The 10,893-nt window shown below is 73.3% G+C and carries 10 protein-coding genes; 2 read left to right on the top strand and 8 right to left on the bottom strand.

What is annotated here, in order from left to right; genetic code table 11:
* Positions 1-119 precede the first annotated feature (119 nt).
* Complete coding sequence (locus GTR00_RS05980; protein ID WP_166610724.1) at positions 120-1,139, top strand: zinc-dependent alcohol dehydrogenase family protein; 1,020 nt, start codon at positions 120-122, stop codon at positions 1,137-1,139.
* On the opposite strand, the gene GTR00_RS05975 is transcribed toward GTR00_RS05980, so the two are convergent.
* The 8 genes from GTR00_RS05975 to GTR00_RS05940 form a co-directional block, all read right to left on the bottom strand.
* On the bottom strand, positions 1,117-2,391 hold the full coding sequence (locus GTR00_RS05975) for an ROK family transcriptional regulator (RefSeq protein ID WP_166610723.1): 1,275 nt from the start codon (positions 2,389-2,391) through the stop codon (positions 1,117-1,119). The genes GTR00_RS05980 and GTR00_RS05975 overlap by 23 nt on opposite strands.
* A 106-nt stretch (positions 2,392-2,497) precedes the next feature.
* Positions 2,498-3,934 carry a GH1 family beta-glucosidase gene (locus GTR00_RS05970; RefSeq protein ID WP_166610722.1) on the bottom strand — a complete coding sequence of 479 codons (1,437 nt, stop codon included), beginning with the start codon at positions 3,932-3,934 and terminating at the stop codon, positions 2,498-2,500.
* Entirely contained in the window at positions 3,931-4,314 is a 384-nt protein-coding gene (locus GTR00_RS05965; protein ID WP_166610721.1) for a tautomerase family protein, read from the bottom strand. Before GTR00_RS05965 ends, GTR00_RS05970 begins: the two co-directional genes overlap by 4 nt.
* Positions 4,315-4,374: 60 nt before the next feature.
* On the bottom strand, positions 4,375-5,346 hold the full coding sequence (locus GTR00_RS05960) for an aldo/keto reductase (RefSeq protein WP_166610720.1): 972 nt from the start codon (positions 5,344-5,346) through the stop codon (positions 4,375-4,377).
* A 30-nt stretch (positions 5,347-5,376) separates the two neighbouring features.
* Positions 5,377-6,153 carry a VOC family protein gene (locus GTR00_RS05955; RefSeq protein ID WP_166610719.1) on the bottom strand — a complete coding sequence of 259 codons (777 nt, stop codon included), beginning with the start codon at positions 6,151-6,153 and terminating at the stop codon, positions 5,377-5,379.
* Between the two features lie 8 nt (positions 6,154-6,161).
* The gene (locus GTR00_RS05950) at positions 6,162-7,067 is read right to left on the bottom strand and encodes a carbohydrate ABC transporter permease (RefSeq protein ID WP_166610718.1); all 906 of its coding nucleotides are present in this window, start codon (positions 7,065-7,067) and stop codon (positions 6,162-6,164) included.
* Entirely contained in the window at positions 7,064-8,011 is a 948-nt protein-coding gene (locus tag GTR00_RS05945) for a carbohydrate ABC transporter permease (protein ID WP_166610717.1), read from the bottom strand. Before GTR00_RS05945 ends, GTR00_RS05950 begins: the two co-directional genes overlap by 4 nt.
* Before the next feature lie 8 nt (positions 8,012-8,019).
* Positions 8,020-9,345 (bottom strand): ABC transporter substrate-binding protein, encoded by a 1,326-nt coding sequence (locus tag GTR00_RS05940; RefSeq protein ID WP_166610716.1) that lies wholly within the window; start codon positions 9,343-9,345, stop codon positions 8,020-8,022.
* A gap of 241 nt (positions 9,346-9,586) precedes the next feature.
* Here GTR00_RS05940 and GTR00_RS05935 point away from each other — a divergent pair.
* Positions 9,587-10,893 (top strand): hypothetical protein (locus GTR00_RS05935; RefSeq protein WP_166610715.1); only part of this gene is annotated, 1,307 nt, incomplete at its 3' end.

Below are 10,893 nucleotides of genomic sequence, written 5' to 3'. Positions count from 1 at the left end.
CTGCTGGTGCACAACCCCGCCGCGCTGCTGGCCGCCACCGGGACCGCCCCGCCGCGGGCGCGCCCCACCGCGCACGCAGCCGTGCACGGACCCCACCACGAGGCTCAGGAGGACGCGCCGTGAAGGCCATCTGGTACGACGCCCCGCTCTCGTACGCGCTGACCGAGCGGCCCGACCCGCATCCGGGCGCCGGTGAGGTGCGCCTGCGGGTGCGCTCGGCCGGGGTGTGCGGCACCGACGTGCACCTGCACCACGGCGAGTTCTCCCCGCGCTACCCGTTCACCCCCGGCCACGAGGTCGTCGGCGAGGTGGAGCGGCTCGGGGAGGGCGTGGAGGACCTGCGCGTGGGTCAGCTGGTGGCGCTGAACAACCGCGTCTCCTGCGGCACCTGCGCGAACTGCCGGCGGGCCATGCCGATGTACTGCACGCGGCTGCGCGACCTGGGCGTGACCGAGCCCGGGGGTTTCGCCGAGCTCGTCGCCGCCCCGGCCGGGCAGTGCCACCCGGTGGACGACCTGCCGCTGGAGGTCGCGGCCTTCGCCGAACCGGTGGCCTGCGCGGTGCACGCCGTGGACGTGCTGGCCCCGGCGCCGGGCAGCGACGTGCTGCTCCTCGGCGCCGGCACCACCGGGCTGGTCCTGACGCAGCTGCTGGCGCGCAGCGGCGCCTGGCGCCTGACGGTGGCGGCGCCCACCCCGGCCAAGCTGGACCTGGCGCGGGCCCTGGGGGCCTCGGGGACGGTGCTGCTGGACCGCGCCGACCCGGCGGCCACGACCGCGCGGCTGCGCGCCGACGCCCCGGACGGCTACGACGTCGTGGTCGACGCCACCGGCGCGCCGGCGGTGCAGGAGCAGTGCGTGCCGCTGACCCGGCACGGCGGCACGGTGCTCTTCTTCGGCATGGCCCCGGAGGCGGCCCGGGTGCCGTTGAGCACCAACGAGGTCTTCCGCCGGGAGCTGACGCTGAAGGGCTCCTACACGCAGGCGTTCAGCTTCGACCGGGCCGTGGCGGCGCTGCGCAGCGGCACCGTGCGCACCGAGGGGATGGTCACCCACCGCTTCGGCCTGGGTTCCTACGGGCGGGCCCTGGAGGCCGTGGCCTCGGACCGCTCGTGCATCAAGGCGCTGATCCACCCGTGAGGGCCCGGCGGCCGCGGGGCCCCCGGGTCAGCGCGGGGCCCTGCTGCGCCGGCACCAGGAGGTTCTCGTCCAGGGCGACCGTGGCCGCCCCGACGGCGGCCGAGCTGAGCCCCAGCTGGGACAGCTCGATGGTCACCGGGTGCACCTGCCGCATGAAGGACAGGTTGCTGACGGCGTCCTGCGCGGCGTCCAGGTACAGCGGTCCGGCCTCGGCGAACGCGGGACCGGACAGGACGACGCGGTCCAGGTCCATCACGTTGGCCAGGGACAGCACGGCGGCGCTGACGTAGCGCGCCGACTCGCGCACCAGCACCGAGCAGTCCGCGTCCCCGGCCACGGCCGCGGCGGCGACGGCGGCGAAGTCGGCGCGCAGGTCCTGCGGCGTGCCGGTCAGGCCCAGCCGGGCGGCGACCCCGCGCCGGGCCAGGGCCTTGGCGACCACGGTGCGCGGCCCGGCGAAGGCCTCCAGGCACCCGCGGGAGCCGCACCAGCAGCGCGGGCCGTCCACGTCGAGCGTCATGTGCCCGATCTCGCCGGCGTTGGCGGAGGAACCCCGGTAGACCTCGCCCTCCAGGACGATGCCCCCGCCGAAGCCGGTGGCGGCGTAGAAGCAGATGAAGTCGGCCGTGGCGGGGATGCGCCCGACCCAGAACTCGCCCAGCGCCGCGCAGACGTAGTCGTGCTCGAGCGTCACCGGCAGCCCGGTGGCCTCCCCCAGGGCCGACTCCAGGGCGTACTGCTCCCACTCGGTGGCCTCGCGCGAGGCGCGCATCGAGTGACCCCGCGCGTCCAGGCGCCCCGGGATGGCCACGCCGATGCCGGTGACGTCGCGCACCGAGCGCACCCGGTGCCGCTTGAGCAGGCCCATGACCTCCTTGGCCATGCGCCGGACCACCACGCGCGGCTCGGCCGGTCCGGCGCCGCCTGAGGTCAGCTGCCCCACCACCTCCCCGCGCAGGTTGATCAGCACGTACGTCAGGCGGGCGTCGTCCACGGAGACGCCCACCGCGTAGCGGCCCTGGGTGTTCAGCTCCAGCAGCGTGCGGCGCTTGCCGCCGGTGGGGTCGCCCTGCCCGGTCTCGACGAGCAGGCCGTCGTCCAGCAGGCGCTTGACGGTGCGCGAGATCGAGGCGCCGGTCAGCCCGGAGCGCTCGGCGAGCTCCACCCTGCTGATGACGCCGCTGGAGCGCACGAGGTCGACGATGGCCCGACCGGTCTCCGACGCTGAGCGGCTCGGGAACTTCGCGGCCACCGGACCCCTTCCTCGCGGGCCGCACGGACCGTCCGCTCGGCTCCTCGCGCTCCCCGCCGGGGAGCGCTCACCGCTCGGCTCCTGCCGCCGAGGGCACCATCATCCCCTACACCACCGCGCCGGGGCTCCGGGCGCCCGGCGCGGGGCGGCGCTGGTCGCCGGTGCTCGCGCCCTCGCGCAGGAAGGCGCGCAGCCAGCGCCCGCTGTCCTTGACGGTGCGCTGCTGGGTGTCGTAGTCCACCCGCACCAGCCCGAAGCGGCGGCTGAAGCCCCAGGCCCACTCGAAGTTGTCCATCAGGCTCCACACGAAGTACCCCGCGAGCGGGATGCCGCGCTCGCGCGCGAGGGCGCACGCCTCGACGTGCTGCTGCAGGTACCTCAGGCGCTCGCCGTCGTGCACGGCGCCGTCCTCCTCGACGGTGTCGGGGTAGGCCGAGCCGTTCTCGGTGACGTGCAGCGGCAGCGCGGGGGCCAGGGCGTGGGCCTGCTCCAGCACGTCGACCAGGCCCTCGGGCACCACGGGCCAGCCCATGTGGGTGCGGGGCGCTCCGGTGTCCACCGAGCGCACGCCCTCGCTGCCGGGGAAGGCCGGCCCGAAGGTGCCCCCGCCGGCGGCGTCCGCGGCGGGGTCGGGGGCGGCCACGGTGTGCCGGCTGTAGTAGTTGACGCCGAGGAAGTCGATCGGGCGGTGGATCCGCGCCAGGTCGGCGGAGTTCGCGGTGAACCACTCCTGCTCGCCCAGGTCGCGCACGACGTCCTCGGGGTAGCGCCCGGTCAGCACCGGCTCGAGGAAGAACCTGTTCTGCAGCCCGTCCACGCGGCGCGCCGCGTCGCGGTCGGCCCCGCTGCCGGAGGCGGCCCGCACGGAGTACAGGTTCAGCGTCACCCCGACGCTGGCGGGGGTGCTGCCCGCCCGGATCGCGTCGACGGCCAGCCCGTGCCCGAGCAGCAGGTGGTGCGCGGCGCGGGCGGCGCGGGTGCCCACCCGCAGGCCGGGGGCGTGCACGCCCGAGCCGTGGCCGAGGAAGGCCGCGCACCAGGGTTCGTTGAGGGTGATCCAGTCGGTGACGAGGTCGCCGAGGGCGCCGTGGGCCGCGGCGGCGAAGTCGGCGAGGTGCCCGGCGGTGTCGCGCTCGAGCCAGCCGCCGCGGTCCTGCAGGGCCTGGGGCAGGTCCCAGTGGTACAGCGTGACCCAGGGCGTCACGCCGTGCTCGAGCAGCCGCTCGGCCAGGCGGCGGTAGAAGTCCACGCCGGCCCGGTTGAGGGTGCCGGTGCCCTCGGGCAGCAGGCGCGACCACGACAGGGAGAAGCGGTAGGCGTTCGTGCCCAGCTCACGCATCAGGTCCACGTCCTCGCCGAAGCGGTGGTAGTGGTCCACCGCGACGTCGCCGGTGTCGCCGCCGACGACGGCGCCCTCCCGGCGGGTGAAGGTGTCCCAGATGCTGGGCCCGCGCCCGTCCAGCGCGGCGGCGCCCTCGACCTGGTAAGCGGCGGTGGCCGTGCCCCAGGTGAAGTCGGCGGGCAGGTCGCTGCGCGCGGTCATCGGCTGAGCGCCTCCCGGCCGAAGTCGCGCGAGGGCGCGAACCAGTCCGGTCCGTCGTTCTCGGTGCAGGCGATGAGGACGTCGTCGGCCTTGAGCCCCTCGGCGACCAGCTCGCGCACGACCGCCGCGCCCATGGCCTGCTTCTGCGCGCCGTCGTACAGGCGCGCCAGGAGGATCTGCACGAAGACGATGTCGCTGCGCTCGGCGTCGGGGAAGGTGGTGGAGTAGACGAGGTCCCCGGGTTCGTGCAGGCGGAAGATCTGGAACAGGTCGTCCTCGGGCATCCCGAGGCTCGCCACGAGGCCGCGGTGGACGGCGGCGCTGATGGCCGCCCGCTTGTCGGCCAGGTGCTGGTGCATGTCGATCCTGACGAGGGGCATGGGTTCCTCACGGGGTTTCGCGGTGGGGTTCGGGGGCGTGCGGCGGACGGTGCCCGCGGCTCAGGCGGCGTCCTGGTGGTCCAGCCACGCCTCGCGCGGGGGCACGAGGCTCTCGACCTCCTGCCAGAAGGCGTCGGGCAGGTCCGCACCGGCGGCGCGCACGGCCTCCTCGAGCCGCCCGGGCCTGCTGAGGCCGACGACCGTGGTGGCGATGCGGCCGTCGCGCAGGGAGTGCTGCAGGGCGGCGGTGGCCAGGTCGGTGCCGTGGCGGGCGCAGACCTCGCGCATGCGGGCGACGGCGCGCACGGTGGCCGGGTGCGCCGGGCGGTAGCCGTAGCGGGGCCCGGCGCCGTCCCCGCTCCCGCCGCGGTCGTGCGCGTCGTCCCGGCGGGCGAGCATCCCCCCGCCGTAGACGGCGGCGTTGACGACGCCGACGCCGCGCGCGGCGGCCCGCTCGATGAGCTCCCCGGCGCTGCGGTCCACCAGCGTCCAGCGGTTGTGCACCAGCACGGCGTCGAAGACCCCCAGGTCCAGGTACCGGGCCACGGTGGCGGCGTGGCCGCCGGCCACGCCGATGCTGCCGACGGCCCCGCTCTCGCGCAGGTCCACCAGCGCGTCGACCGCGCCGCCGGGGGCGGTGATCACCTCCCAGGGGTGGAACTCCGGGTCGTGCAGGTGCACCAGCGGCAGGCGCTCCAGCCCCAGGCGCCGGCGGCTCTCCTCGACCGAGTCGCGCACGCGCCGGCCGGAGTAGTCGCCGTCGCGCGGGTCGACCTTGGTGATCACCACGACGTCCGCCGGCAGCCCGCCGTGGGCCGCGATGCCCGCGCCGATGCGCTGCTCGCTGCGCCCGCCGCTGTAGCCGTTGGACGTGTCGATGGTGCGCACGGGGCTGTCCAGGCAGGCCCGCACCAGTTCCACGGCCCGGCTCTCGGGGACCTCGTAGCCGAAGTTCTCCGGCATGCTGCCCAGGGGCGCGCCGCCCAGGGCCAGGGCCGACACGCTCAACCCGGTGCTCCCCAGGGGACGCATCCAGGTGGCGTCGGAGGGCTGCACCACCGCTCAGCCGCCGGTGATCGTCGTGAAGCCGTCCTGGTCGGCGTGCACGGTGCGCCCGTCCCACGAGCCGACCGCCCTCAGGCCCTGCGCCGCGGTGGCGCCGGGTTCGAGCACGGCGGCGAGGTACCCGGGCGCGTCCAGCTGCGGGGCGCGCTCGGTCTTGTCGGCCCGGTAGGTGAAGACCTCCAGCACCGTGTCGCCGGACTTCAGGTAGTGGATGTCGAAGCCGCGCGGGTCGTGCGGCTGGGCGATGGCGCCGATCGTCGTGAACCCGAAGGGGGTGTAGGAGGCCTCGGTGGCGTGCAGGTCCTGCACGGTGAGGGCGACGTGGTCGAAGCGGGGGCGCTCGGGCACGCCCTGGGCCCGCTCGGCGGCCACGCCGGCCTCGTCCAGGACCCGGGTGTACTGCAGGTCGCGCTCGACGAGCTCGAGCAGGGTGCCGTCGGGGTCGCGGAAGAACGTGATGCGCACCCCGCCCTCGGCCTCGATCGGCTCCAGCTGGAACTGCACGCCGGCGGCCTTGAGCTGCTCGACGTGGGGGTCGACGCGGTCGACCTTGAAGCCGACGTGCCGGAAGCCGCGCTGCAGGTCGTCGGGGACCCACGTGGACGCCGGCGCCCCGGGCCCGACGGCGACGAGCTCGACGGTGGCCGTCAGCAGGTCCAGGGTGGCGCCGCGCTCGGTGGCGGCTCCCAGCAGCTTGGCCTGCAGGTGGGTGGTGTAGAAGTCGACGGAGCGGGCCACGTCGGCGACGTTGAGCACGAGGGAGGTGATGGGCACGGGAGACCTCAGTTCTTGACGGCGCCGAGCGTCATGCCAGCGACGAACTGCCGCTGCATCCAGACGTAGACGGTGATGATGGGGATGACGGAAAGGACCAGGCCGGCGGTGAGCAGCGGCCAGTTGGTGGAGTACTGGCCCAGCAGGCTGAACAGCACCGGCTGCAGCGGCAGCTTGCCGGTGTCCTGCAGGACGGTGTTGGCCATGAGGAACTCGTTCCACGTCTGCAGGAACTGGAAGATGACCACGGTCGCCAGGCCCGGGCGGGTCAGCGGCAGGATCACCCTCCAGAAGATCGTGAACTCGCCGGCGCCGTCGATGCGCGCGGCCTGGGTCAGCTCCAGGGGCAGCGTCTCGAAGAAGGCGCGCATCAGGAACATCGCGAAGGGCGTGGAACCGCTGACGTAGAGCACCAGCAACCCCGTCTGCGAGTCCAGCAGACCCAGGTCGCGCAGCTGCAGGTACAGCGGCAGGATCAGGGCGGTGGAGGGCATCATCAGCGTGCTCAGCAGCAGCAGGTAGACGACGTTCTTGAACGGGAAGGACAGGCGCGCGAAGGCGTAGCCGCTGAGCGTGGCGAAGAGCAGGACACCGACCACGGTGGCTGCGGTGATCCACACGCTGTTCCAGAAGTGCGTGCCGAAGTCGGTGGTCGAGAGCACCTGGCGGTAGGCGTCCAGCGTGAGGGACTCGGGCAGGAAGCTGCCGGTGAAGACGGTGTTCCCCGGCCGCAGGGACGTCGCGATCATCCACGCCAGCGGTGAGGCCACCGCCAGGCAGACGACGCCGATCACGACGGCGGTCAGGGAGCGGGTCGCCGTGCGCCGCGCGCGGTGCCGGCTGCGCGGGCGGGCGGGCAGCGCCGCCGGCGCGGCCAGGCCGGGTCGGTCGGGTGCGGTGGGGTGAGCGCTCATCGAGCGGCCCTCCGGTTCAGGACGAGCTGGACGGTCACGGCGGCGGTGCACAGCAGCAGCACGACGATGCTCATGGCCGAGGCGTAGCCGAACTGCGGCACCGACCCGGAGGTGGAGCCGAACGCCAGGCCGTACAGCAGGGTGCCCATGACCTCGCTGGCGTGGTTGGGGCCTCCCTGGGTCATGACGTAGATGAGGTCGAACGCCTTGAAGCCGTTGATCAGGTTCAGGCTGACCACGATGGTGGTGATGACCTGCAGCCCGGGGACGGTCACGTAGCGGAACTTCTGCCACGCGTTGGCGCCGTCGGTCTCGGCGGCCTCGTACAGCGTCGGGTCGATGCCCTGCAGGCCGGCGAAGAAGATCAGCATGTTGAGCCCCAGGCCCTGCCACAGGGCCACGACGACGATCGTGGGCAGGGCGGTCTGCGCCTCGCCCAGCCACGTGCGCGAGAGGGTCTCCAGCCCGATGGAGTCCAGCAGGCGGTTGACGACGCCGACGTTGGGGTCCAGCACCAGGCGCCAGACGACCCCGGTGACGACGAAGGAGACGATCCCCGGGATGAACAGCAGCGTGCGGGCCACGACGCCGAAGCGCTTCCACGTGCTGTTGATCAGGACCGCCGCCCCCAGCGGGAGGAGCGTCTGCAGCACGGTGGTGACCGCGGCGAAGACGAGGGTGCGCACGAAGGCCGCCCGGGCGACGGGGTCGGCGGCCATGCGCGCGTAGTTCTCCAGGCCCGTGAAGACCGGGTCGCCGAAGCCGCTCCAGGACGTCAGGCTGATGTAGACCGCCCGGACGATCGGGTAGCCGACGAAGAGCGCGAAGAGGGCGACGGTGGGGAGGATGAAGACGTACCCGGCGATCGTCTCCGGGCGGTGCAGCCGGCCGGAGGCGACGCGCTCGCGCCGGGCGGCTCCGCCGCTGAGCAGCTGCGCGGACACCGGCGCGCTCAGCCGCGCGCGTTGGTGACGGCGGTCTGCATCTCGGCGGCGACCGCGGACGGCTCGGCGGAGCCGTCCCAGATGCCGGCCAGCGGGCCGCCGGCCTCGCTGGAGCCGTTGCCGAAGGGGATGTGCGGCACCCCGTCGCCGTCCAGCAGCCAGGACGTCATCTGCTTGAGGATCGGGTTGGTCACCTCGGTGGCGGCGGACTTGGTCGAGGGCATCGAGTTGGAGTTGTTCATCGTCTGCACGTACTGCTCCGGGGAGTAGAGGAACCGGATGAACTCCAGGGCGGCGTCCTTGGCCCTGCTCGTGGCGCTGACCGCCAGGCCGGCCCCGGCCTGGTTGGCGGTGTAGTGCTGCGCGCCCGGGGTCAGCGCGGGGTTCTTCATGACCCGGTACTTCTGCACGAACTCCGGGGTGGCGTTCTGCACGAGGTTCTGCGGCGCCCACGAGCCGTTGAAGTTCATCGCCGCGCCCTCGGTGAAGAACAGCGAGCTGGCCTGGTCGCCGGAGGTGCCGTTGACGCCGGGCTGGAACACCCCGCCGTCCACCAGCTTCTTCAGCAGCTCCAGGGACTGCACGACCACGGGGTCGGTGTAGGTGACGCCGTCGAGCTGGTCCAGGCGCAGGTAGAAGGTGGGGTCGTCGGAGACCTGGGCGAGCAGGGGCAGGAAGAAGTCCAGCCCGCTGGTGCCCGGGTTGGCCGACAGCGAGACGGCGCTCTTGCCGGTGGCGTTGATCCGCTGCGCGGCCGCGATGAGGTCGTCCCAGGTCTCCGGCTCGCCGTCCACGCCCGCGGCGCTCATGAGGTCGGGGTTGTAGAAGATGCCGAAGGTCTGCGCCATCCAGCCCAGGGCGTACTGCTTGCCGTCCAGGGTGTACTCGTCGATCGTGGACTGGAAGAAGTCGGACAGGAAGTCCGTGCCGAGCTCGGCGTTGAGGTCCGCGGAGATGCCGGCCTCGCCGTAGGTGAGCGCGCGCACGTGGGGGGCGAAGATCTCCGGGACGTCCCCGCCGGAGACGGCGGCGGCCAGCGCCGGCAGGTACTGGTCGGGCGTGCCGAAGACGCGGTTCTCGATCGTGATCGAGGGGTTGGCCGCCTCGAACTCCGAGACGAGCCGCGGCCACTCGTCCTGCTGCTCGCTGTACCAGGTCCACACGCGCACGGTGGTCTTGCCGCCGCCGCCGGAGCCCTCGTCGGACCCGCACGAGGACAGCAGCGGCACGCTGCCCAGCGTGGCGGCGCCGACCGTGCCCAGCGTCAGCAGCGAGCGCCGGCTCAGCGCGGCGGATCCTCCGTCAGAGGTGGCGGGGATGGTCGGACCGGGCATGACATCTCCTCGTTGAGAACCTCGAACAGCGATCGGGCGACGATCCTGGAGCTGGGTCGGGCAGCGGCGCTCGACTCGGTCGTCATGATACGGACGGTAAGTAAGTTGATGTCAAGGGTCGACCGGGACCGGCCGCGGGGCTGTACAGCGCCCCGCGGATGTGGTTCGGTCGCACCTCGCGCCCGGCACCCGCCGTCCCCGCGGGTCGACGCCGCCGTCGCCTCCAGGAAAGGTCGCCGCCATGGCCCCCCACGCCCCGCACCCGCCGGCACGGTTCCTGCCGGTGCACCTGGAGGACGAGCCCCAGCCGGCCTTCCGGGAGCAGCTGGAGCACCTGCGCCGCCTCGGGGGCGACCTGGTGCAGTGGCTGCCGCCGGTCCCGCTGTCCGAGGCGGCGGGCACGAGCGCCAGCGCGGTGGTCCTGCCCGACCTCAGCGGCCTGGCGTACCGGCTGCTGGAGCAGTTCCGCGCGGTCGAGGTCCCCCTGCTCGTCGTCACCTCCGAGTTCGGCACGGTGTCGATGTGGGACTGGGAGATCCGCGACTACCTGCGCCGGCGCGGGGTGAGCACCACCGCACCGACCTCGCTGCAGGAGTTCCACGACACCGCCCGCGCCCTGGCGGTCAGGGAGCGCCTGGCCGGCGCGGTCATGCTGGCCTACCAGGACGACCTCGGCGCCGGGAAGCAGCCGGACATCTTCAAGCGCTTCTACTGGTGGGAGGAGGAGTGCGTGCACGACCTGCACGAGCGGTTCGGCGTGCAGGTGCAGCGGCGCAGCTACCGCGAGCTGGTCGCCCGCGCCGAGGCCCTGCCCGGGGCGCGCGTGGAGGCCGAGGCCGCCCGCCTGCAGGAGAGCGTGCCCGTCCACGGCCTGAGCTCGCGCGCGCGCGGCGACGCGCTGCGCATCAAGCTGGCCCTGGGCGACGAGCTCGACGAGACGCCCGGCGTCATCGCCGCGGGCGTCAACTGCCTGAACGAGTCCGGCACGTCCAGCACCACGCCGTGCCTGGCGTGGAACCTGCTCTTCGAGGAGCGCGGGCTGATCTGGGGCTGCGAGGCCGACCTCACGTCGATGATCACCGAGTTCCTCACGTGGGAGTCGCTGCGCACCCCCGTGATGATGACCAACCTCTACCCCTTCCTCATGGGCGGTGCGGCCCTGAAGCACGAGAAGATCCCCTACTTCCCCGACGTGCAGGACCCCCAGAACCACGTCCTCGCCGCGCACTGCGGCTTCTTCGGGATCGTGCCGCAGTCCTGGGCCACGCAGTGGGCGGTCCGCCCGCCGGTGCTGGAGATCGTCGACGAGAACGCGCACGCGCTGGACGCCCGCTTCCCCACCGGCGACATCACCGTCGTGAAGATCGACAGCACCATGCGCACCCTCACGGCGACAGCGGCCACCCTCCCCCGCTACGAGCAGTACGAGCGCTCGGACTGCCTCAACGGCGCCGTCCTGCGCGTGCAGGACGGCTACCGGTTCGTCGAGAAGCTGCCCTCGCACCACGCCGTCCTGGCCGTGGGGGACGTCGTGCGGCGCCTGGAGGT

Source organism: Kineococcus indalonis, assembly GCF_009906395.1.
Classification (GTDB): Bacteria; Actinomycetota; Actinomycetes; order Actinomycetales; family Kineococcaceae; genus Kineococcus; species Kineococcus indalonis.
This window is presented reverse-complemented; position numbering and strand designations above follow the sequence as displayed.